We start from the raw sequence: 23,960 nt of genomic DNA on the forward strand, positions 1-23,960 counted from the left end.
GCGGACCGGGAAGCGTGCACACTGGTTGCGTGCGCATCACTTCCGCCGTCGTCGACCCGGCGCTGCTGGATCTGCCGTGGGGCATTCCGCTCGAGGAGTGGCCGGCCGATCACCTGGTTGCCCTGCCCCAGGGCATCTCGCGTCACATCGTGCGGTTCGTGAAGCTCAACGACGTGGTCTACGCATTGAAGGAGACGCGCGAGCGGATCGCCGAAAAGGAGTACGACCTGCTGCGCGCGCTCGAGCGCATCGACTTCCCGGCCGTCGAGGCGGTGGCCATCGTCACCGACCGCGAGACGCCCGAGGGCGAGGCCCTGGAAACCGTGCTGATCACCCGGCATCTCCAGTTCTCACTGCCCTACCGCGCGCTGTTCTCGCACACGCTGCGGCCCAACACGCTCAACCGCCTGCTCGACGCGCTGGCCGCCCTGATCGTGCGGATGCATCTCACCGGTTTCTCGTGGGGTGACTGCTCGTTGTCGAACACGCTGTTCCGCCGCGACGCCGGTGCGTTCGCGGCCTATCTGGTCGACGCCGAGACCGGCAACCTCTATCCGCGACTGTCCGAGGGGCAGCGCCTCGAAGACATCGAGATCCTGCGGCTGAACATTTTCGGCGAGCTGCTCGACCTGCAGGCGGCCGAGCTGCTGCACGAGTCGATCGACCCCGAGCAGGTGGTCGACGACATCGTGGCCCGCTACGAGCGGCTGTGGCACGAGGTGACGTACGAGCAGGAAGTGTCGCGTGATGCCCGGCACGACATCGAGGGCCGCATCCGCCGCCTCAACGAGCTCGGCTTCGACGTGGCCGAGGTGGCGATGTCCACGGTGGACGGCGGCTACCGCATCCGCCCCAAGGTCGTCGACGCCGGTTATCACACCCGTCGCCTGCTCCGCCTGACCGGCCTCGACGCCGAGGAGAACCAGGCCCGCCAGCTGCTCAACGACCTGGACACCTATCGCGCCGAGAGCCTGCTCACCGACGAGCAGCAGGCCGCCCACCGCTGGCTGACCGAGGTGTTCGAGCCGGTGGTCCGGGCCGTCCCGGCCGACCTGCGGCACAAGCTCGAGCCGCAAGAGATCTTCACCCAGATCATCCAGCACAAGTGGCTGCTGTCCGAGCGCGCCGGCCGCGACGTCGGCATGGCCCCGGCCGTGCAGTCCTATCTGACCGACGTGCTCACCCAGAAGCCCGACGAGCAGGCCGTGCTCGGCATCGAGGTGGGCTCACTGGCCGGCGGCGGGGTCGCCTGACGGGCTCGCCTCCTCGAGCAGGGCGCGCAGCCCGGCCCGGCGGGCCACCACCATGATCTCGTCGTCCGGCGCCAGCACCCGGCGGCCGTCGGGCAGCCAGTCGACCCATTCCGAGCCGGCCGCCGTCATCCCGATCACGCGGGTGCTCGCGGGCCGTTCGGCCGTCGCCAGCGCAGCGCCGTCGAGCGCCGAGCCGGGAAGCACCCGCACCGCGGCCACCAGCAGCGCGTGCCGCTCGACCGGGATCGTGGCCAGCACCTCGCGCTCGAGCATGGCGGCGGCGAAGGCAGGCGCGCACAATCGCGAGACGCTGCGGGAGATGTTGACGTTGAAAGCGGTCTGCACCCGCTGAGCGAAATCTTCGTCGTAGAGCCGCAGCACGACGCGGATGTCTTCGCGAGCGGCCCGGGCGTGCAGCGCCGCCTGCAGGTTGACCGCGTCGTTGGTGGACACCACGACCAGAGCTTGACAGTGCTGGATCGAGGCCGCGACCAGCGTCTCCTCCTGCGCGGCGTCGCCGGTGACCACCGGTACGCCCAGCGACTCGGCCACCTTGACACCGCGCGCCTTGGGGTCACGGTCGATCGCCACCACGTCCAGGCCCAGGTCGATCAGCTGGCGCAGCACCCGGGTGCCGACCGTGCCCAGCCCGACCAGCACGATGTGCCCAGTGTGGACCTTGAGCACGGCGCCCCGGTCGAGCGCGAGCCTGGTCTTGACCACGCCGTCGACCACCGCGGCGGTGATCAGCGGCAGCAGCGCGACACCGGCCACGGTGAGCACGAGCTGCGCGGCCTGTGCCCCGGCCGGGTTGTCGGGCTGCACATCGGACGATCCGACCATGGTCAGCAGCGTCACGTAGATCGACGTCCAGAAACCGTCGACGCCGGTGAAGTGGGCCAGCAGGGTGCCCGACACCACCGTGAGACCAAGCGCGACCAGCACCGCGATGCCCAGTTTGCGGGTCAGGCCGGCGCGCACGGCCCGGCCGATCGACAGCCACGGACGACGGCGGCGGCCGGCCCGGGCCCAGCGGCGCGCGGTCACCGCCTGCGCCGCCGGGCGACCGGTGGCCTCGGCGAGCACCAGGTCGGCCGGCTTCCGGTCGGGCGGGCCCGGTTCGGCGGGCAGCACCCGGATGCGGCCGCCGTCGTCGAACGTGGCCAGCGTGAGCAGGGCGGCGCTCTCCGGTACGTCGCCGCGCTCGGCCACGGTGAGGGTGCGGGCGGCGTACCGGAAATGGGTCGGCGCCACCTCACCGAGCGCGGCGGCGACGAACGCGGGCGCGGCCATCGCCGCATCGGAGAGCACCGCGCAGTCGGCGAAGAGGCGGCGGACCCCGTACGCGAGATTGGTGGTGAACATCCGGATGACCAGCCGCAGGTCGCCCTCGACGGCGCGGGCGCACAACGCCGCGTGCAGGTTGACCATGTCGTCCGGCATCACCAGGGCCAGCGCGGCGGCGCCCTCCAGGCCGGCCTCGCGGAACGTGCGCTCGTCGAGCCGCGCCGCGCTGATCACCCGGACCCCGCGCGACTTCAGATCGTCGAGATCGGGCACCGACGGGCGCAGGTGGGGCGGCGTGATCACGGTCAGCCGGATGCGCCCGGAGTTGGCGAGTTCGTCGGCCAGCGTATAGACGAGCGCATCGGATCCGCAGACCACGAAATGCGGCCGGGCGTCGCCGTTTCGCTCGCGCAGCCGGGCAACGAGGGATCTGCGCGCCGAATCCGTAGCCACGCTCGCGATCGTAGTCAGCCGGAACCGGTGCGCGGGGCCAGTCGTTGCCCCATCCGACGCCTTTCGTCCGAATTCGGGGGGATAGCAAGATCCCCGATCATTCCAGGAGGAGAACAGTGCGCAAGTTCTGGTATGCCGGAGCCGCCATCGCCGGTGGGTTGTTCCTGTTCGCGGCCGCGCCCGCGCAGGCCGACCTGCTTCCCGGCGCGGACACCGCGGCCCAGCAGGCCGACGAGCGGCTCGCCGACCTGCTGGGTCAGAGCAACGGGGTCAATGTCGACAATCCGCTGCAGTACAGCTCGCTGAACGACAGCCCGCTCGCCCGGGTCCCGGTGGCCCAGCTCAAGCCGGGTCAGAACTCGACCAACCTGCGCGGCGCGCTGCCCCAGGTCAACAAGGCCGAGGCGGCCGGCGAGGAGCGCCCGCAGATCCTGCCCGATGCCGACGTGGTGCGCGGGTCGACCCGTACGCTGCCGGTCCGCAGCCTGCCGATCTTCGGGTCGAACGGGTTGCCGCTGCTCACCGGCATGATGCCGAACGGCCAGGTCGGCGACTTCAACTTCGACGACCTGCCGGGTTCCGGCCGGTCCACATCGGACCAGCCGGCCGCGGACCAGTCGACCGAGTCGTTCGACGGCGGGATCCCGCTGCTCGGCGGCCTCGGCGGGCTGCTGCCGGCCAACCGGCAGCCGCGGACGCTCCCGGCCACCGACAAGCCGGATGTTTCGGGCATGCCCGGCGGTGGCGTGGCGATCATGCCCGCGGCCACCGACGGCTCCCCGGTGCCGACGACGACCACGCCTGCACCCACGGCCGCCCCGGACGACCCCCGGCTGCACGAGGAGCCGATCGACCCGGACACCACCACCGAGCATCGCCCGTTCACCAACGACGGCCGCCCGGTGGCCGGAGTGGACCAGCAGTACAAGTAGGACAAGCGAAAGGCCCGCCCGGCAGGTACACCGGGCGGGCCTTCTCGTTGGCGCTGATTACGAAGTAACGGCCGAGATGATGATCGGGCCGCGGCCGACGACCGCACCCTCGTCCGTCACGATGGCCACCTCACCCGACAGGGTCCGGCCGGCCGGCGGCACCGACAGTGCGGTGACCGTGCCGGAGACCGTCGTCGACGCGCCGTTGGCCAGCTTGACCGGCGTCGCCGGCACGGAGACCGAGCCGAGGGCCGGGCTGAAGTAGACGTCGAGGTAGTCGTACTCCGTGGTGCCCGCGGGCACCGCGTAGCCGTCGACCACGGCGGTGTAGGTGCCGGCCGCCGGGTTCGCCAGCGAGACCGACTCCTCCGAGTCGCCGTCGGCGCTCTGGCCGACCAGCGTGTCACCCAGGTAGAGCGACAGGTCGAGGTCGGCCGAGGCGTCACTCGTCTTGCCGATCGCGACGTCGAGGCGCGAGGAACCCTCGGGCACGACGATCGTGTATTCCTGGCTGGCACCGTCCGCGATGGACGGACGCTGGCGGTTGGCGCTGCCGAGCGGGCCACCCTGCGCGGTCACCGTCACCGGACCGAAGTCGTTCTTGACGGTGAAGCTGACCGGCGCGGGCACGTTGGCCTGGATGCTGGGCAGCGTGACGGTCGCCGGGGTCAGCGTGACGCCCTGGACCTTGGCGGTCAGGTCGAACCCGTTGCGCAGCGTCGGCGACGTGCGGCGCGACTCGACCTCGAGCTCCCAGATACCCGGGATCGGGTTTTCGTAGGAGCGCTCCTCCGGCTTGCAGACGGCCGCGTCGGAGAAGTTGGTGTAGCACGCCGTGCTGGCCGTGCTCTCGACCGGGACACCCCACGGGTTGATGGCGATGAACCGGGTCTGCGAGCCGGCGGCGATGCCGGACAGGTCGACCTGCAGCGCCTTGGCACCCTCGGGCACGGTCACGTAGAACGACGTGGTCGAGTTGCGGTCGACGGCGCCCGTGTAGGACTTCGCGAACGAAGGCTTCTTGACGTCGTCGCCCACGATCACCGTGTTCAGCACCTCGAAGTCGACCACCGGGGTGGCCGGGTCGTCGACCTTGAGGATCGCGGTGTTCAGTCCTTCGTCGGCCGTCACGATGACCGGCACGGTGACGGTCTTGTTGAGCGGCAGCACGACCGTCGAGGCCGACTTGAAGTTCCGCTTGTCACCGATCCAGCTGAGCTTGTGCAGCACCGGGTAGGCCGGGCCGGACGTACGGGTCAGCTTGATGTTGACGACCTTGGACTGGCCCGCCTTGAGGCCACCCGCGCCGGCGGCGCAGCGGTTGTAGTAGCCGGTGCCGACGTTCGGGGTCGCGAACCCGCCGGACAGCGGGGTGCAGACCGGCGCCGACGACGTGTAGTCCTTGACCGGCGACTTCTTGGTCAGCAGCTTCCAGGCGTCCGGCACGCTCATCTGGCCGTAGCCCTGCTCGTTGACGTCCTCGTCGGCGATCATGTCGGCCGTCGTGTAGAGCGCGCGGCGCAGCGACGCCGGGGAGACCGTGAGCTTGTTCTGCTTCGCGGCCGAGAGCAGCAGTGCGGCGCCACCGGCGGCCTGCGGCGAGGCCATCGAGGTGCCGTTCTGCATCGAGTAGCCCGGCGGCAGGACGTAGGGCACGGTGGTCAGACCGGGGACAACCTCCCAGGTCGGCGACAGCGAGACGGCCGAGCCGGGCGCCGCGATGTTCGGCTTGAAGCCGCCGTCCTCACGCGGGCCACGCGACGAGAACGGGAACAGCTGCAGCTTCTTGCGCGTCTCCGAGCCGTAGTTCGACAGCCAGGTCTCCTTGGAGATGCTGGCCGCGACGCTGACGACGTCGCTGGCGACCGACGGGTCACCGATCGTGTTCACACCCGGGCCGCTGTTGCCGGCCGAGATGAACATCTGCACGCCGTACTTTTTGATCAGGTCGTTGTAGAGCAGGGCGCGCGCGTTGTTGCCGTCGTTGTTGGCGGGCAGGCCGCCGATCGACATGTTGATCACGTCGACGCCCCGGTTGACGACCAGGTCGACCATGCCGGTGGTCAGCGCGGCCGCGGTGCAGCCACCGCCCCACGAGCAGGCCCGCGACGACACGATCTTGGCGCCGGGCGCCTGACCGTCGAACGCCTTGTTGCCGAACAGGTCGTTACCGGCGGCGATACCCGCGACGTGCGAGGCGTGCAGGCTCTCCGGGACGCCGATGTTGACGAAGTCGGCGGTCTGACCGGGCAGGCCGGCCGGGGTGAGGTCGACGTCCTCGCGGTACTCGACGACGAACGGCATCCGCTCGACCACCGCGGTGGCGGGGTTGTCGGTGCCGAAGTGACCGACGTCGAACTTCTCCTTGTACGGCCGCATCACGGCGTCGTCGGTGAAGTCGAAGTTCTGGTTGGTGTCGACCCGGATGTCGTGCGTGACCGTGTCGTAGAGGATGCCCCACGTGTCGGTGGTGTCACCGTCGCGGTTGAAGTCACCGGCCGCGTCGGAGGCCGCCGAGATCGACTCGGCCACGCGGTTGATCCGGTAGTTGCCCGCGGGCGCCTTCCAGGTCGAGCCCGCGTACGTGAAGGACGGGCCGGCGACCGCGGTCAGCATGGCGCGCCACGAACCGTCGCCCTCGAGCAGCGGGTCGGTCGCGGTGACCCAGTCGGTGATCTTCCGCTCGCCGGTGGTCGTCTTGGCCAGCGCCGGGTGGTCGATGTCCACACCGGAGTCCATGATGCCGATCGTGATGCCACGGCCGTCGTACTTCGGGTTCTTCTTCTTGAAGCCCTCGGAGCCGATCTCGTCGTTCGGCATGTACGGGTTGACGGCCTTGGTGTCGGGTCCGGGCGGCGCCAGGGTGGCCGACGACTTCGAGCCCTTGCCGGAGAGGTCGGCCTCGGGCAGCTTGATCGTCTCGTCGAGGTCGATCGCCTGGATGCCGGGCAGGTTGGCCGCGGTCACCACCTTGGCGATCGGCACCGAGGCGAGCACATAGCCGACCTGGTCGAACTGCTGGGTGACGACGCCACCGAGGGCCTTGATCCGCGCGGCCACGTCGGCCGACTTACCGGCCTCGGTCGCCACGATGACGGTGACGAACTTCTTGTTGGCGGCTTCGGCCTTGGCCAGCAGCTCGGCGTCGTGCGCACCGAGGGTGTCGGCCGGCGCTTCCTTGGGCGTGGCGGGGCTGGGGGCCGCCTTCTGCAGGGCCGCGGGGACGTCGTCGCCCGGCGCCGCGAAGGCCGGAACCGAACCGCTCAGCGTCACACCGGCGGCGACACCGACGGCAAGCACAGAGGTGAAGGTTCGCCGGCCCCAAGTGAATTCTTGTCTCACGTACGGGTCCTCCGGAAGGAAGGCGCCCAGCGGGGGTTCACTGAGCGCATCCCACGGATCTTCCGATCGATCGGCATTAAAGTCACTACGCTCGATGACGTTGTGACTAGCCCGTGACATTCGCCCGTACGCATCTATGCGCGATGATTTCCTGCGAGTTACCGCAGGTCACGGAAATTCTTCGCCGACGCGCGACTATCGGGGCATGGGAAGGCAAATGTCCATACTTGAATGGACACGCTGCGTTCCATACTCCGGCGGCCATCCGCCCCGGGTTATGCGATCGGATCGGGAGTGCGCCGGCCGACCGTGATCATGACCGCCACGAGTGCGACCAGCACCGCGGCGATCAGCTCGATCGAGCCCGGCACGAACGGCAGAAGCAGAATCACGACCACGACGATCGGGTACGCGTACCGCAGCGTCCCGCTCTGATGCGGTCGCAGGTGCAGCAGCCAGACGAAGAACAGGTAGACCGCGACCGGAACGGCGATCGCGTACGCGGCCAGGGTCGAGGAGATCTCGGCGTGCTCGGTCACGTGGTCCACCGCGACCGACAATCCGGCCCCGACCGCCGCGGCCGCCCCGAAGATGAAGTAATGGCCGTAACCCCACAGAATTGACGTCCGCAGCGAGGTCAGCAGGCCATGCGCGGATCGATCGAAATAGATCCACCAGAGCGCGAAGACGATCAGTACGCCGGAGATGGCCAGCCGGGTCAGCCCGGCGGTGAATTCCGCGCGTTCGTTGTACGCGTCGTGGAATGCCACCACCGCCGCCATCACCGACTCGCCCAGCACGATCAGCGTGAACAGCCCGTACCGTTCCGCGATGTGGTGCGGGTGATAGGTGGTCGGCCCGCCCCGCGCGTTCTCGGCCCAGATCGGCACGGCCAGTTCGAGCAGCACGAGCCCGAGGAAAACCGGAACGGTGAGCGCGGATTCGGCCGGCAGCAGCAACCGCAGAAGCCACAGCACCTGCACAGCGGAGATGCCGATCGCGTAGCGGTACGCCGTCGGCCGCCGCTGCGGGTCCGACCGCGCGGCCCGCAGCCACTGCGCGACCAGGGCCAGCCGCATGATCACGTAGCCGATGGTGATCTCGGTGAAGTCGGAGTGCTCGAACGCGGTGTCGACGCCGGCCGCCAGCACCAGCGCGCCGGCGATCTGCACCAGCGTGGTGATCCGGTAGACGTCGTCGTCGGTGTCGTAGGCCGAGGCGAACCAGGTGAAGTTCATCCAGGCCCACCAGATCGCGAAGAACACCATCAGGAAGCCACGCAGAGCCACCAGCACGTGTCCCTCGGCCAGGCTGTGGTGCAGCGGCAGGGCGGCCTGCGACACCGCGACCACGAAACAGAGGTCGAAGAACAGCTCGAGCGGGGTCGAGGCGCGGTGCGGCTCGTCGGACGACCGGGCCCGCATCGGGGTCAGCCAGCTCATCGCTCTCCCTCGACCAGCAGGTCCCAGTTGAGCAGCACGAACGGCGCCTCCTCGGACGCGCCCGCCTTGCGGTAGGTGCCGAGCGCGGCCTCGTTGTCCGGCTCGGTGCCGACCCACATGCCGTAGCACCCGTTGCGCCGGGCGATCGCCGCCAGCTCGGTGACCAGCGCGGTCGCCACCCCTTGCCGGCGCGCGCTCTCGGCCACCGAGAGCTCGTAGACGAACATCTCCGTGCCCTTGTCCGGATGGGTCATCTCGACACCGGAGATCATTCCCAGAGCCAGACCCGTTTCCCCGTACGCCATCAGCAGGTGGTGCCCGGGGCTGGCCAGAAACCGCTCGGTCGCCTCGGCCAGGGGAGGCGCGTCAAACAACTCGGAGGCCGCGTGCACCGCCGCCGCCTCCGTGATCCGATCGATCCGCATGCAGGTCACACTAGAGAGCCGATGGGGCTGGTCGTACCCGGGCACTAGCATGACGCCCGTGACGGATGGGTTCGTGCTGGGCGTCGACCTGGGCACCTCACACACAGTGGCCATGCTGCGACGGCCGGACGGGCGCACTCGGCCGCTGCTGTTCGACGGGCGCCCCCTGCTGCCGTCCGCGGTCTATCTCGACCCCGGCGGCCGGCTGCACGTGGGCGTCGACGCGCTGCGCCTGGGCCAGGCCGACCCGGCCCGCCTCGAACCGCACCCCAAACGCCACGTCGACGACGAGACAGTGCTGCTCGGCGACGGTGCCGGCGTGCCGACCGCCGACCTGCTGGCCGCCCTGCTCGAGGCGGTCGCCCGCGAGGCCGTGGCCACCGCCGGTTTCCTGCCCCCGGCCACGGTCACCTACCCGGCGTCCTGGGGCGCGCCCCGGCGCGCGGTGCTGACCGAGGCGCTGAGCCGCGCGGGCTGGCCGGCCGAGACGGCGCTGCTGACCGAACCGGTGGCCGCCGCGCGCTACTTCGCCGAGGTGCTGCGGCGACCGCTGCCGATCGGCTCCTCGCTGGCCGTCTTCGACTTCGGCGGCGGCACCCTCGACGTGGCGGTGGTGCGCCACGACGGGCCCGGCGCGGCCTTCTCGGTGACCGCCTCCGGCGGCATCGACGACCTGGGCGGGCTCGACCTCGACGCCGCCCTGGTCGACCACCTGGGCAAGTCGCTGGCCGGGTCGGAACCGGCGGCCTGGCAGGCGCTGACCGAGCCGGTGACGCTGGCCCAGTGGCGGGCCCGGCGGCAGTTCTGGGAAGACGTGCGCGGCGCCAAGGAGATGCTCTCGCGCAGCTCGTTCGCCCCGGTGCCGGTGCCCGGCGTCGAGCAGGCGATCCACCTGACCCGCGACGAGCTCGAGGCGGCGAGCAATCCCCTCGTACGCCGTGGGGTGGCCGAGGCGGGCGCGGTGATCGCCGCCGCCGGTCTCAAGCCGGCCGACCTGGCCGGACTGTTCCTGGTCGGCGGCTCGTCCCGGGTGCCGCTGGTGGCCCGGCTGCTGCACAGCGAGCTGGGCATCGCACCGACCGTGCTCGAACAGCCCGAACTGCCGGTCGCCGAGGGCGCCACCCTGAGCGCCGCCCGTTCCTCCAATCCGGACGCCACCACCGCCGCGTCGCCCGATCTGTCAGATGCGCCGGACCACACCGCGGCCGCTGACGGGCCCTTGACCGCCACCATGGCGTCGACCACCCCGACGCCGTTCCCGGCCGCGCCGCCCGTTCCGGCTCCGGTGCCGGCGCCCCCGGCGGCCGGGCCGCCGGACGACCGCAACTATGCCGAGCCGGTCGACCCGTGGGCCACCGGCGAGGCCGCCTCGATCGCCGCCGGCGAGCACGCGTACTCCGGTTCGCCGTCAGTTCCCGGCACGCCGTCGGGGCGTGGCACACCGACACCTTTCGGGCCGCCCAGCAACGAGTCGTGGCTCGCCTCCAACGAGACCTCGCCGCCCGGCGGCCCCGCCGCGCCCGCGGCCAAGCCCCGCCGGGGCCGTCGCCGCTGGATCGCGGTCGGCGCCGCGGCGGTCGTGCTCGTGCTCGCCGCCGGGGCCACCGCGGCCTGGACGCTCTGGCCGCGCAACCCGTCCCTCGACTATCTGGCGCAGCTCGGCGAACCGGTCGACATCGCGTCCGCCGTCCCGATGAACTCGGGCTGGAAAGACGCCGTCGTCCGGGGCAACCGCGCCTACCTGGGCAACGCCGACTACGAAACCGGTAAGGCCGGTGTCGTCGCCATCGACACCGACGCCACGAAGCCCGCGTGGACCAACTCCGACGCGGGCACGGCCAAGGGCTGGGAAACCATGATCGCCCTGCCGGTCGGGGTGGCCCTGATCAGCCAGGACGACTACCAGACCAGCACCCGTTACCTGGTCGTGCTCAGCGCCGACAAGGGCGAGAAGCTCTGGGACCGCACCCTGGGCGGCGACGACGAGGTCTGGTTCACCGGGGAACGCGCGGTCGTCGACGACCGCGCGAACAAGCGGCTGCTCGGCCTCGACATCGCCACCGGCGCGGAGAAGTGGAGTCAGGACGACCCGGCCGGCACGTCCGCCCCGGCGCTGGCCAGCGCCTCCACTCCGGCCGACCTGTCCGGCCCGGCCGGGCCCACCGGCCGCCCGCTCAACCCCGACCTCGACGACGACCCCCGGTTCGTGCAGATCGGCGGCGACCGTTCGGCCCGGGTCATCGACGGGAACACCGGCGAGATCAAGGCCACCCGCCCCAACGTGGCCGGCACCAACGACGAGATCGTGGCCCACAACGGCCGGCTGATCGTGCGCGAGTCGGAGGGCGCCCACCGCCTGGTCGCGTACGGGCTGGACAAGCTCGACGGCGTCGACATCATCTACACCGCGTCCAGTTCCGACGCGCGGTTGTTCCAGCTCACCCCGTGCGGCGACGACCGGGTCTGTGCCATCGAAGGCACCGGTGCCGGCGACGAGAACGCCCAGGTCATCTCGGTCAACGTGACCGACGGCAAACTCGTCTGGAAGACCGCGGCCCCCGACGCCGGCGTCCTGGTCCCGGTCGGCGAGGCCGTCATCGCGAGCTACTCGTCGGCCACCCGCCTGATCGACGCGAACGGCAAGGAGGTGTGGGCCGGCACCCGTGCCGCGGTCCGCCTCGACCGGACGAACGTCCTCGAGTTCAGCAAACCGCTGGCCGGTTACGACACCGAGCCTGCCCTGGCCGGCCGCCACCTCGGCGACGACCCGGCGCAGCTGGGTGCGCTGCCCGACGCCTACACCGAGACCTGCTCGTGGAACACGACGCGCCTGGTCTGCGCCACCGAGAAGGACTTCGTGATCCGCCAGTTCGCCAAGTAGTACAACGAGAACCGGGCGGCTCCCCCTCGCAGGGGAACCGCCCGGTTTCTACCGCTCAGTCGTTCAGATGCGAATGCCGGACTCCGCGTTGAACACGTGGATGCCGGTCGTCTGCGGCTTGATGTAGACCGTCTCGCCCATGTTCGGCATGCTGCGACGGTCGGTGCGGACCACGAAGCGCTCCTGCGAGCCGTCGAGGTCGGCGTGGCCGTAGACGTTGGCGTCCGAGCCGAGGTCTTCGACCAGGTCGACGACGATCGGCAGCGCGCCGGCCGCCTCGGTGGTCAGCTCGGCCGCCTCGGGACGGAAGCCGACGGTGACCTTGCCGCCACCGCTCTGCGCGGCCGCGACCTGCTCGCGGGTCAGCGGCACGGTGAAGGCACCGAACTTGCCGCCGGTCTCGGTCAGCGGAACGGTCTTGATGTTCATGGCGGGCGAGCCCATGAAGCCGGCGACGAAGACGTTGCCGGGGGTGTCGTACAGGGCGCGCGGGGTGTCGCACTGCTGCAGCTCACCGTCGAGCATGACGGCCACGCGGTGACCCATGGTCATGGCCTCGACCTGGTCGTGCGTGACGTAGACCGTGGTGACACCGAGCTTGGCCTGCAGCGACGCGATCTGCGAACGGGTCTGCACACGGAGCTTCGCGTCGAGGTTCGACAGCGGCTCGTCCATGAGGAACACCTGCGGCTCACGCACGATCGCGCGGCCCATGGCGACACGCTGACGCTGACCACCGGAGAGCGCCTTCGGCTTGCGGGACAGGTACTCGTCGAGCTGCAGGAGCGCGGCGGCTTCCTTGACCCGGCGGTCGATCTCGGCCTTGCTGGTCTTCCGCAGCTTCAGGGCGAACGCCATGTTCTCGTACACCGACATGTGCGGGTAGAGAGCGTAGTTCTGGAAGACCATCGCGATGTCGCGCGACTTCGGCGGCAGGTTCGTGACGTCCTTGCCCTCGATCAGGATGCGTCCCCGGTCGACATCTTCGAGCCCGGCGAGCATGCGCAGCGAGGTGGACTTGCCACATCCCGAGGGACCAACCAGAACGAGGAACTCTCCGTCGCCGATCTCGAGGTTCAGCTCGTTGACCGCGGGCCGCTCAGAACCCGGGTAGATGCGCGAGGCCTTGTCATAGGTGACCGTAGCCATGGTGAATCGACTTCCTTTCCACCGGCAGGAACGTGCCGGACGATCCGAGTAGAAGGAACAGCCCTGTAAACGTAAAGGTTTTTACAGTCCATGCCAAGACAGCCAGCAAGTTCACAGCCGTTATGCTGGCATCCACGCCCCTGTAGCTCAGTTGGCCAGAGCACCCGTCTTGTAAACGGGAGGTCGTCGGTTCGACCCCGACCGGGGGCTCGTCGGGGGCCTCCCTGTGCGCAAAATGCGCGCACCGGCCTCCTCGCATTCGCACCTGGGGGGCGACCCCCCAGACCCCCACGTTACGGGCGCAAGGTCGGCGAATCGCTCACGGCTGGTTGGTCGTGCACGACCACACACCAAGTTCGGCTTGGGGGTTCTCCTCGCGACGGCCGCTCGCACTCATCGTGAAGTGAGGGAGGGCGCAACCGGTGTTTGGTTGCGCCCTCCCTCACTTTGCGATTCGCTCTGGCTGCCGCCGCGAGGAGAACCCCCAAGCCCCCCCGCCCCGCCCCATCTCCTTGTGATGCGCCGGGGTCTGGGGCAGCGCCCCAGGGTGTCGACCTCTAGGACACAGCCCGGCTAGGACACAGCCCGACGCCGAGCCACTTCGGCAAGCGTCACAGCCGCAGCCACGGACGCATTAAGCGACTCAACATCCGAAGCCATCGGGATCGACACCTTCATGTCGCACGTCTCTCCGACGAGTCGGGACAAACCACGCCCCTCGGATCCGACCACGACGAGCAGCGGCCCGGTAGCCGCCTCGAGCGAGTAGAGGTCGGTCTCCCCGTCAGCATCCAGACCGACGGCGATGAACCCAGCCTCCTGAGCCTTCTTGATAGCGCGGGTCAGGTTCACAACTTGCGACACCGGCACCCGAGCCGCTGCGCCCGCCGATGTCCGCCACGCCGTAGCCGTGATGCCGGCCGCGCGACGCTCGGTCATGAACACGCCCTGACCACCGAACGCGGCCACCGAACGGATGACGGCGCCGACGTTGCGCGGGTCGGTGACACCGTCAAGGGCGACCAGCAACGGGGCCCGAGACTCCAGCGAGGCAGCAACGAGGTCATCGAAGTCTTCATAGGCGAAGGGCGGCACCTGCAGCCCGATGCCTTGGTGCAGCACCCCACCGGTCATCCGATCGAGCTCGTTCCGCCCGATCTCGAGGATCGGAATCCCCCGGTCCCCAGCGGTCCGGACGATCTCGTTGACCCGATCGTCGATGTCGATCCCCTGAGCGACATACAACGCCGTAGCCGGCACAGCGGCCCGCAACGCCTCATTGACCGGGTTACGCCCGAGCAGCAGCTCCGGCCCTTCCTTGGTCGGGTTGGACCGTCGACCGGGCGCCACACGCGGACCACCACGACCACCGACGGACCGACCGCGCTGGGGCGCCTGCTTGCCATAGGCCCGGCCACCCCCACGACCCCAGGTCGTGTCCTTGGACCCGGGCACGCCAACCTTGGGCGCCCGCCCCTCAGCAGCCGCCGCCCGGCGCTCTTTGTCCTGCTTACGGGCAGTCTTGTCCGGCAGCTTCTCGGTGCCCGAGTATCCCTTGTGCCACGGCCGCTCGTCGGCCGGCAGCGTCTTGCCGCGCCCCTTGAGACCCGAGCGGTTCTTGCCGCCCGACCCTCCGGCGGCACCCTTCTTGGTGGTGGTCCGCTTGCTCGCGTTCCACGAGTTTCCTGGCATCAGTGCTGCTCTCCTACCGTCCAGCGCGGCCCGGCCGGAGTGTCCTCCACCTGAATTCCCGCGTTCTTGAGCTGGTCGCGGACCGAGTCGGCCGCCGCCCAGTCCTTGCGTGCCCGCGCCTGCGTCCGCTGTTCGAGCGCGAGCTGGACCAGCGAGTCGACGACCGGCTTGAGGTCGTTCTGGGTCTGCTTGCCGGTCCAGGCCCCGTCGAGCGGGTCGAGACCGAGCACCCCGAGCATCGCGCGGACGGCGGTGATCGCCCCACGGATGCTGGGCTCGTCACCGGCGGCGAGGGCGCTGTTGCCCTCGCGGATGGTGTCGTGCACGACGGCCAGCGCGGCCGACGTGTTGAGGTCGTCGTTCATGGCCGCGGCGAACGCGGGCGGCACGTCCTTGGGGCGGCCGGGACCGACGACCTCGGTGGCCCGCTGCACGAAGCCCTCGATGCGCCGGTAGGCCACCGCGGCCTCGCGCAGCGCCTCGTCGGAGTAGTCGATGCGCGAGCGGTAGTGCGGCGTGCCCAGGTAGTAGCGCAGCTCGACCAGGCGGATGCCCATGGCCTGCACCGCGGCCACGTCGATCACGTTGCCGAGCGACTTGCTCATCTTGGCCTCGCCCAGGTTGAGCAGCGCGTGGTGCACCCAGTGGCGGGCGAACGGCAGGCCGGCCGACTTGGACTGGGCGATCTCGTTCTCGTGGTGCGGGAACGTGAGGTCGAGCCCACCGCCGTGGATGTCGAACTCGTCGCCGAGGTAGCGCCGGGCCATGGCGGAGCACTCGATGTGCCAGCCCGGGCGGCCACGGCCCCACGGTGACGGCCAGGAGGCGTCGCGCGGCTCGTCGGACTTGACGCCCTTCCACAGGGCGAAGTCGCGATAGTCGCGCTTGTCCTTCTCACCGCCGTCGGACGGTGGGCGCATGTCGTCGGGGTTCTGGCCCGAGAGGTGGCCGTAATCCGCATAGGACGGCACGTCGAAGTAGACGTCGCCGGTGCCGCCGGCCGCCGGGTACGCGTGACCGCGCTCGATCAGTTCCTCGATGAGCTCGTGCATCTCGGGGATGTGCCCGGTCGCGAGCGGCTCGTAGGTCGGCGGGATGACGTTGAGGTCGCGATAGTTCGCGTCCAGCACCAGCCGGTTGGCGTGCGCGATCGCCCAGAACGGACGACTCTGCGACCCCGCCTTGTCGAGGATCTTGTCATCGACGTCGGTGATGTTGCGGATGAACGTGACGTCGTAGTTGGTGTGCAGCAGCCACCGGCGCAGCACGTCGTAGTTGACGGCCGAGCGCAGGTGCCCGATATGGGGCACCGACTGCACGGTGAGCCCACACAGGTAGATACCGACCTTACCGGGCGTCATCGGGACGAAGTCCCGAACCGATCGGGTCGCGGTGTCATACAAGCGCAAACTCACCGTACAAGGGTACCGGCCTTGCAAAGCGGGTTCAGGGTCGCGTCATCCGCAGCACATCCAGGGCCTCGTCGAGCTGCTGCTCGGTGAGTTTGCCGTTCTCCAGGTGGCCGCGTTCGATCACTACCTCCCGGATCGTCCGGTTCGAGGCGAGGGCGGCCTTGGCGATCGCGGCGGCCTCGTCGTAGCCCAGATAGCGGTTCAGCGGGGTGACGATCGAGGGCGACCCTTCCGCGTACGCGAGAGCCACCTCGACGTTCGCCTCCAGCCCGTCGATGCACCGGTCGGCCAGCAGCCGGGCCGCGTTGGCCAGCAGCCGGATCGACTCGAGCAGGTTGCGGGCCATCACCGGCAGCATCACGTTGAGCTCGAAGTCGCCCTGCGACCCGGCGAACGACACGGTGGCGTCGTTGCCGATGACCTGCGCGGCGACCTGACGGACGGCCTCGGGCACGACCGGGTTCACCTTGCCCGGCATGATCGACGACCCCGGCTGCAGGTCGGGCAGGCGCAGCTCGCGCAGGCCGGCCCGCGGCCCCGAGCCCATCCAGCGGATGTCGTTGACGATCTTGTAGAGCCCGACGGCGATCACCTTGAGCTGGCCGGACGCCTCGACCAGCGCATCCCGGGCGCCCTGGGCCTCGAAGTGGTCGCGGGCCTCGGTGACCGGCAGCCCGGTGGTCTGGCGGAGTCGTTCGATGACCGCGGGCGCGAACCCGGGCGGGGTGTTCACGCCGGTGCCGACCGCGGTGCCGCCCAGGGGCAGTTCGGCCAGCCGGGGCAGCGTGCCGGTGAGCCGTTCGATGCCGTTGGCGACCTGCCGGGCGTACCCGGAAAACTCTTGTCCCAGAGTCACCGGCGTGGCGTCCATCAGGTGGGTGCGGCCGCTCTTGACCACCTCGCGCCAGGCCTCGGACTTGGCCAGCAGCGCGGTGCCCAGGTGTTCCAGGGCCGGGATGAGCTCGGCGGTGACCGCCTCGGTGGCGGCCAGGTGGATCGATGAGGGAAAGACGTCGTTGCTCGACTGCGACGCGTTGACGTGGTCGTTCGGGTGCACCGGCCGGCCCAGCTCGCGGGCGGCCAGGGTGGCGATCACCTCGTTGGCGTTCATGTTGGACGAGGTGCCCGAGCCGGTCTGGAACACGTCGATCGGGAACTGGTCGTCGTAGCCGCCCTCGGCCACGTGCGCGGCCGCCGTCACGATGGCCTGCGCGAGATCTTCCTCGAGCACGCCGAGCGAGGCGTTGACCTGCGCGGCCGCGCCCTTGATCTGGGCCAGCGCCTTGATGTGGGCGGGTTCGAGGCCGCGCCCCGAGATCGGGAAGTTCTCGACCGCCCGCTGCGTCTGCGCCCGCCACAGGGCGTCGGCCGGCACCCGGACCTCGCCCATCGTGTCCTTCTCGACCCGGTATCCGCTCTCGTCAGTAGTCACGACTCCATCGTCTCTCTGCCCGAGCGGCTCCGCAGATGATCCTCACCACCCGTGCCGCCCAGCTCGGCCAGCGACTTCTCGACGTCGGCCAGCTCGGGCGCCTCGAGCGCGGCCAGCTCGGCGCGGGCCTGGCCGAGCAGGCGCCGGGCGGCGGCCGGGTCGTCGGTGATCAGGCAACCGCCGAGCCGGGCCTTGGCCACCGCGATCGGATGGGGCAGGCCCGAGGCCAGCCCGGCCTCCAGGGCCCGCTCGAACAGGCTGCGTGCTCCCGTGCGGTCGCCGGCCCGCATCCGGGTCGAGCCGAGACCGCAGAGCATCCGTGCCTCCTGTTCCCGGTTGCCCATGCGCTCGGCGATCGTGATGCCCCGTTGGTGCGCGGTGGCCGACTCGGCTGTCCGGCCCTCGTCGGCGAGCAGCAACGCCAGGGCATGCTGGGCCTCAGCCTCCTCGTGCGGCAGGCCGGCCCGTTCGATGAACCGCAGCGACACTTCGACCTTGCGCCGCGCGGTGGCCAGGCTGATCAGGCCGAGCCCGTGCTTGACCACGGCCAGGTTGAGCAGGGTGTCGCCCAGCCGGGTGGGATCGCGGATGTCGAGCTGGGCCATCAGGCGCAGGCGGTGGTAACGCAGCGCCTGCGGATACTGGCCGAGGCGCTGGTAGTTGTTGGCCAGCACGTTCAGCTCGTCCCGGCCGTGCCGGGGCACGGAGGTCCGCCGGACCTCGAGCGCGATCTCGTTGCTCTTGATCCACAGCCCGGCGTCGGAGTAGAGGACGGCGAGGTTGACCAGCGCCGAGGCGGCCGCGTGACGATCGCCGATCTCCTGCCGCAGGGCGATGCACCGCTCCATCATGCGGATCGCCTCGTCGAGCCGGGCCGAGCGATAGTGCACCGACGCCAGGTAGTTGAGGACGGTGGCGATCGCACCGCGGTTCTCCCCGTCGTCGAGCGCGGACAGCGCCCGCTCGTTGGTGCGCCGGACGTCGTCGAGGTAGCCCCGCTCGAACAGGAAGCGCCAGGCGGCCCGGGGCAGCTTCCACGCGTAGTCGATCAGCTCGGGGACACCGGCCGCGGCCTCCACGTAATCGACCAGGTGCGGGCGTTCCCGGTCGAGCCGGGCCGACGGGTCGGTCACCGCCGCGAGCAGGTCCGGACGCATGGGGGTGAGCACACCGATGTCCCGTTCCACCGCGCCCCGAAGGCCGGGCCGGACGGTTGCCGCCGCGGCGTGCAACTGCTGGTCGAGCAGCCCGCGCAGGGCCTCGGTCCGGTCGGCGGCCGGGATCTCGGCGGCCAGTGCGGCGGCGAACTCGCGCAGCAGGTCGTGCAGCCGGTAGACACCCGGTTCGGGTTCCTCCACCAGATGCACGTCGACCAGCTCGTCCAGCGCGTCCTGCACGGTGGGCAACGGCAGGCCGGTCAGGGCGGCCGCCGTGAGCGCGTCGAATTCGTTCGCCGGGCCGACGCCGAGCAACCGGAAGACATCCCGCACGGGATCGGGCAGGTGGCCGTAGGAGACGGCGAACGCGCTGGCCACCGACCTGTCCTCGGCGGCCAGCTCGGGCAGGGCCGAATCGCCGAGCCGGTGCACCAGATCGGCCACCCGCCAGCGCGGCCGGTGGGCCAGCCGCGACCCGGCCAGCCGGATCGCCAGCGGCAACGCACCGCAGCGGCGCACCACCTCGGCCGCCGCCTCGGGTTCGGCCCACACCCGGCTTCCGGCGATGCGGGCCAGCAGAGTGACCGCCTCGTCGGCGTCGAGCACCGGCAACGACTCGGTCTGCACCCCGTCCAGACCGAGCAGGCGGCGCCGGCCGGTGACCAGCGCCAGGCTGCCCGGCGCGGTCGGCAGCAGATCGGCCAGCTGGGCGCTGGAGGCGGCGTTGTCGAACAGCACCAGCACCCGGCGCTCGGCGAGCTCGGTCCGCCACAGGCCGACGCGGTCGACGAGGGCGGGCGGGATCCGTTCGGCGCTCACCCCGAGTTGGCGCAGCAGCACGAGCAGGACGGCCGACGGTTCGAGCGGCTGCTCGGCGCTGTGCCCGTGCAGGTCGACGAAGAGGTGCGCGTCGGGATAGCGGTCGCCCAGCAGGCTGGCCACATGCAGGGCGAGCGTGGTCTTGCCGCTGCCGGCCATCCCGTCGACCACGGCGACGATCGGCCCGGGGCCGGCCTGCTCGATCGCGGTGACCATCCGCTCGACCAGCGCCCGGCGGCCGGTGAAGTCGCCGACCGTACGGGGAAGGCAGCGGATCGGCGGGCCGGCCCGCGACGGTGGGTCGAGCCGGCCGTGCAGCATCGCGTCGTGCAGTTCCCGCAGCTCGGCACCGGGGTCGAGGCCCAGGTCGTGCCGCAGCGCCGCGGTGACCCGGCGGAACTCGGCCAGCGCCTCGGCCTGCCGGCCGGCCTGGTGCAGGGCCCGCATCAGCTGGCCGCTCAACCTCTCTTGCAGCGGGAACCGGTCGACCGCGGCGATCAGCCGTCCGATCAGCCCCGGCTCCGGCCCGGCGGCCAGTTCGAGGTCGGCCCAGTCCTGCACGGCGGCGACGTGCTGCTGGTCGAGAACGGCCGCGGCCAGCCGTACGGCGTGACTGTCGATGCCGGTCAGCGCCTCGCCGTGCCACAGGTCGAGCGCCTGCCGGTAGAGCACCGGGTCGCGCTGCTCGCGGGCGGCCGTGACAAGCCGGGCGAACTCGGCGGCGTCGAGCTCGCCGGGACCGGGAACGAGCCGGTAGCCGGCCGGGTCACTGTGGATCGCGCCGGCCGGGAGCATCCGGCGCAGGCGGGACACACAGGTCTGCAGCTGGCCCCGCGCGGTGGCCGGCGGATCGGCGCCCCACAGCGCGTCGGCCAGCACGCCGACACCGAGCACCCGGCCCGGATGGAGCAGAAACATGGCCAGCACGACGCGGTCACGACTGGCCGTGACCGCGACCTCCTGTCCGTCCACAGTGACGGACAGCGGCCCGAGGATGCGATAACGCATGCCCGTCCCCCAAGCCTGGGCGTTGACGAACATCGAGACTACCGAGCGTCAGCCGGACTGACCTCGGCATTTCGGCTCATAAAGCGGCCAGCGCCTTCTCGACGTCGCGCAGTTCCGGGGCGTCCAGGGCGGCCAGCGTCGCGCCGGCCCGGGTGAGCAACCGGTGGGCCTCGGCCGGATCCGCGGTGACCAGGCAGGCGCCGAGCCCGGCCTCGGCCAGCGCGATCGGATAGGGCACCTTGGTCTGCCGGCCCAGGGCCAGGGCCCGCTCGAACATGGCCCGGGCGGCCGGTTCGTCGCCGGCCAGCTGCAACGTGGTGCCGAACCCGTGGCAGAGCCGGGACTCCTGCATCGGGTCGTGCAGCCCCTCGGCGATCTCGATGGACCGGCGGTGCTCGTCGGCCGCCTCGGCGAACCGGCCGTCGGCGGCGAGAAGTTGCCCGAGCTCGTTGCGCCCCTCGGCCTCGCCGTACGGGTGGGCCGCCCGCTCCAGCAGCCGCAACCCGGCCCGCACCTGACGCCGGGCCCGGGCGTTGCTCACCGCACCGAGCCGGTGCTTGACCACCGCGATGTTGATCAAACTGTCGCCGATCCGGGTCGGGTCGCCGATGTCGAGCTGCATCAGCAGCCGCAGCCGGTGGTAACGCAGCGCCTCCGGATAGCGGCCGAGCCGCTGGTAGCCGAGGGCCAGCACGTTCAGGTCCTCCTGACCGCGCCGCAGCGGTGAGCGCCGGACCTGCGCCGCGACCTCGATGCTCTTGGCCCACCGTCCCGCGACGGCGTGCACCCCGGCCAGGTTGACCATGGCCGCGCCGACCGCGTCCCGGTCGCCCAGCTCCTGACGGATCGCGATGCACTGCTCCATCAGCCGGGCCGCCTCGTCCATCTCGGCCCGCCGGTAGTGCACCGACGCCAGGTAGTTGAGCACGGTCGCGGTGGCCGCCCGGTCACCACTGCGCTCGGCCGCCGCCCGGGCGCGCATCTGCAGGTCGTAGACGTCGTCGAAGTAACCGCGCACGAACAGATGCCGCCACGTGGCCCGGGCCAGCTGCCAGGCGTACGGGGAAAGCATCTGATCCTCGGCGGCCGCGTCGATGTAGCGGCTGAGCTGCGGACGCTCGCGCTCCAGACGGGCCGTGGGATCGGTCAGCGCCGCGATCAGGTCGGGCCGCAACGGCCGGGGATCACCCAGATCACGATCAAGAGTTTTCCGGTACGCGGGCAGATGGGTCGCCGCCGCCGCGTGCAACTGCTGGTCGAACATCCGGCGCCGGGCCTCGACGCGGTCCTCGTCGTCCATCTCGGACGCGAGCGCCGACGCGAACTCGCGCAGCAGGTCGTGCAGGCGGTAGACACCCGCCTCGGGCTCGTCGACCAGGTGCACGTCGACCAGATCGTCGAGTTCGTCCTGGGCGTCGGCGACCGGCAGTTCGGCCAGCGCGGCCACGGTCAGCGCGTCGAACTCGGACGCCGGGCACAGGCCGGTCAGCCGGAACACCCGCTGCGACGGCGCGGCGAGCTGCCGGTACGACACGGTGAAGGCGTGCGCGACCGACCTGTCCTCGGCGGCGAGCTCGGGCAGCGCGGTGTCGCCGAGCCGTCCGACCAGATCGGACACCCGCCACCGCGGCCGATGGGCGAGCCGGGCCCCGGCCAGCCGGATCGCCAGCGGCAGGCCACCACAGCGGCGCACCACCTCGGCCGACGCGTCCGGCTCGGCCCACACCCGCTCGCCGGCGATGCGGCCCAGCAGCACCAGCGCCTCGTCCGGGCTGAGAACGGGCAGCGACTCCGGGAGCACGCCATCCAGCCCGACCAGCCGGCGCCGGCCGGTGACCACTGCCAGGCTGCCGGGGGCGGTCGGCATCAGTTCGGCCAGCTGGGCGCTCGAGGCGGCGTTGTCGAACAGCACCAGCGTCCGGCGCCGGGCCAGCTCGGTGCGCCACAGGCCGACCCGTTCGAGCAGGCCACCGGGGATCCGCTCGGCCTCGACCCCGAGCTGGCGCAGCAGGATGAGCAGGGCGGCGGCCGGTTCGAGCGGCCGGCCTTCGCTGTGGCCCTGGAGGTCGACGAAGAGGTGGGCGTCGGGGTAGCGGTCGCCGAGCCGGGCCGCCACGTGCAGGGCCAGCGTGGTTTTGCCGCTGCCGGCCATCCCGTCGATCACGGCGACGACCGGTTCGGTGGCCGGGGCGTTCTCGATCGCGCCGACCAGGCGGCGAATCACCTCTACGCGGCCGGTGAAGTCGCCGACCGTACGGGGAAGGCACCTGATTCTGACGTCCGGTTCTCTCGTCGCACCGACCGGGGCCGCACCGACCGGGGCCGCGCCGTTCAGCAGCGCGGTGTGCAACTCCTGCAGCTCACGGCCGGGGTCGAGGCCCAGCTCGTCGCGCAGGGCAGTGCGGATCCGCCGGTAGTGGGCCAGCGCGTCGGCCGGCCGCCCGGCCCGGTGCAGCGCCCGCATGAGCTGGCCGCTGAGCCTCTCTTGCAGCGGGAACCGGTCGACCGCGGCGGTCAGGCCACCGATCAGGGCCAGTTCGTGCCCGGCGTCCAGTTCCAGCTCGGCCCAGCCTTCGAGCGCGGCGACGTGCTGCTGGTCGAGGGTGGCGGCGGCCGGCCGTACGCCGTGACTGTCGAGGCCCGCGGCCGCGTCCCCGCGCCACAGGTCGAGCGCCTGGCGGTAGAGCTCCGGGTCCCGCCCGTCCCGGGCGGCGGCCACCAGCCGGGTGAACTCGGCCGCGTCGAGCTCGCCCGGACCGGGAGCCAGGCAGTAGCCTGCCGGATCGCTGCGGATCGTGCCGGCGGGCAGTGAGCGCCGCAGCCGGGAGACGCAACTCTGCAGCTGGCCACGGGCGGTCGCGGGCGGCTCGGCACCCCAGACCGCCTCGGCCAGGGTGTGGACGCCCAGCACGCGTCCCGCGTGCAGCAGCAGCATGGCCAGCACGATGCGATCACGCCCCGCGGTGATCGGCACGTCCTGTCCGTCGACGGTGACGGACAGTGGCCCGAGGATGCGAAAGCGCATGCCGCCCCCAGCCCTGTGAGACATAGACCATAGCCGAGGCCGTGAGAGCGGAACGAGAGCGGAATGACAGCGCCGTACGCCAGTCTGTTACCCGCAGCCGTCGCGCCGTGGATGTCTCGACATCGCCCCAGCACGGCGCGGCGGCCCAGGTTCACGGGGGAACCTGGATGTACGGGGGACCTGCAGCCCGTCCGCATTTCCGATCGGGACGCGGACGGGCTGTTGGTATTCGCCCGTTGGTATCGCACTGG

Annotated in this window: 13 protein-coding genes and 1 tRNA gene; 4 read left to right on the forward strand and 10 right to left on the reverse strand. The window is 70.9% G+C overall.

Translation table 11 applies throughout. The annotated features are described in order from the left end of the window. Nucleotides 1–29: 29 nt before the first annotated feature. Complete coding sequence (locus tag KOI35_RS06705; RefSeq protein WP_215785157.1) at nt 30–1,253, forward strand: DUF4032 domain-containing protein; 1,224 nt, start codon at nt 30–32, stop codon at nt 1,251–1,253. Here KOI35_RS06705 and KOI35_RS06710 read toward each other — a convergent pair. After that, nucleotides 1,227–2,993, reverse strand: coding sequence for a potassium channel family protein (locus KOI35_RS06710; RefSeq protein ID WP_215785158.1), 1,767 nt, complete (start codon nt 2,991–2,993; stop codon nt 1,227–1,229). The two genes, KOI35_RS06705 and KOI35_RS06710, sit on opposite strands and share 27 nt — an antisense overlap. Before the next feature lie 116 nt (nt 2,994–3,109). On the opposite strand from KOI35_RS06710, the gene KOI35_RS06715 reads away from it, so the two are divergent. Then, nucleotides 3,110–3,925, forward strand: a complete 816-nt coding sequence (locus tag KOI35_RS06715; protein WP_215785159.1) for a hypothetical protein — start codon at nt 3,110–3,112, stop codon at nt 3,923–3,925. Between the two features lie 57 nt (nt 3,926–3,982). Here the strand turns inward: KOI35_RS06715 and KOI35_RS06720 are convergent, their stop codons facing one another. The 3 genes from KOI35_RS06720 to KOI35_RS06730 all read right to left on the reverse strand — a co-directional run bounded on the left by KOI35_RS06720 (nt 3,983) and on the right by KOI35_RS06730 (nt 9,134). After that, nucleotides 3,983–7,267: a S8 family serine peptidase gene (locus KOI35_RS06720; protein WP_308120824.1), complete on the reverse strand. Its 3,285-nt coding sequence runs from the start codon at nt 7,265–7,267 to the stop codon at nt 3,983–3,985. 275 nt (nt 7,268–7,542) lie between these two features. Continuing rightward, the gene (locus KOI35_RS06725) at nt 7,543–8,709 is read right to left on the reverse strand and encodes a low temperature requirement protein A (RefSeq protein WP_215785161.1); all 1,167 of its coding nucleotides are present in this window, start codon (nt 8,707–8,709) and stop codon (nt 7,543–7,545) included. Further along, nucleotides 8,706–9,134, reverse strand: coding sequence for a GNAT family N-acetyltransferase (locus KOI35_RS06730; protein WP_215785162.1), 429 nt, complete (start codon nt 9,132–9,134; stop codon nt 8,706–8,708). The genes KOI35_RS06725 and KOI35_RS06730 overlap by 4 nt, the downstream gene beginning before the upstream one ends. 58 nt (nt 9,135–9,192) lie before the next feature. Here KOI35_RS06730 and KOI35_RS06735 point away from each other — a divergent pair, with 58 nt between their 5' ends. Then, nucleotides 9,193–12,015 (forward strand): hsp70 family protein, encoded by a 2,823-nt coding sequence (locus KOI35_RS06735; RefSeq protein ID WP_215785163.1) that lies wholly within the window; start codon nt 9,193–9,195, stop codon nt 12,013–12,015. Nucleotides 12,016–12,078: 63 nt separating this feature from the next. On the opposite strand, the gene KOI35_RS06740 is transcribed toward KOI35_RS06735, so the two are convergent. Next, nucleotides 12,079–13,164 (reverse strand): ABC transporter ATP-binding protein, encoded by a 1,086-nt coding sequence (locus KOI35_RS06740; protein WP_215785164.1) that lies wholly within the window; start codon nt 13,162–13,164, stop codon nt 12,079–12,081. A 136-nt stretch (nt 13,165–13,300) separates the two neighbouring features. Here KOI35_RS06740 and KOI35_RS06745 point away from each other — a divergent pair. Next, nucleotides 13,301–13,374: transfer RNA gene (locus tag KOI35_RS06745), tRNA-Thr, on the forward strand. 363 nt (nt 13,375–13,737) lie between these two features. Here the strand turns inward: KOI35_RS06745 and rlmB are convergent. The 5 genes from rlmB to KOI35_RS06770 form a co-directional block, all read right to left on the reverse strand. After that, entirely contained in the window at nt 13,738–14,856 is a 1,119-nt protein-coding gene (gene rlmB / locus KOI35_RS06750) for a 23S rRNA (guanosine(2251)-2'-O)-methyltransferase RlmB (protein WP_215785165.1), read from the reverse strand. Then, nucleotides 14,856–16,271 carry a cysteine--tRNA ligase gene (cysS, locus tag KOI35_RS06755; protein WP_215785166.1) on the reverse strand — a complete coding sequence of 472 codons (1,416 nt, stop codon included), beginning with the start codon at nt 16,269–16,271 and terminating at the stop codon, nt 14,856–14,858. The genes rlmB and cysS overlap by 1 nt, the downstream gene beginning before the upstream one ends. Nucleotides 16,272–16,302: 31 nt before the next feature. After that, complete coding sequence (locus tag KOI35_RS06760; RefSeq protein WP_246612754.1) at nt 16,303–17,658, reverse strand: class II fumarate hydratase; 1,356 nt, start codon at nt 17,656–17,658, stop codon at nt 16,303–16,305. 38 nt (nt 17,659–17,696) lie between these two features. Next, nucleotides 17,697–20,684, reverse strand: coding sequence for an AfsR/SARP family transcriptional regulator (locus KOI35_RS06765; protein ID WP_215785168.1), 2,988 nt, complete (start codon nt 20,682–20,684; stop codon nt 17,697–17,699). 76 nt (nt 20,685–20,760) lie between these two features. Then, complete coding sequence (locus KOI35_RS06770; RefSeq protein WP_215785169.1) at nt 20,761–23,709, reverse strand: AfsR/SARP family transcriptional regulator; 2,949 nt, start codon at nt 23,707–23,709, stop codon at nt 20,761–20,763. Nucleotides 23,710–23,960: the final 251 nt, after the last annotated feature.

It is taken from the genome of Paractinoplanes bogorensis (genome assembly GCF_018829635.1).
Classification (GTDB): domain Bacteria; phylum Actinomycetota; class Actinomycetes; order Mycobacteriales; family Micromonosporaceae; genus Actinoplanes; species Actinoplanes bogorensis.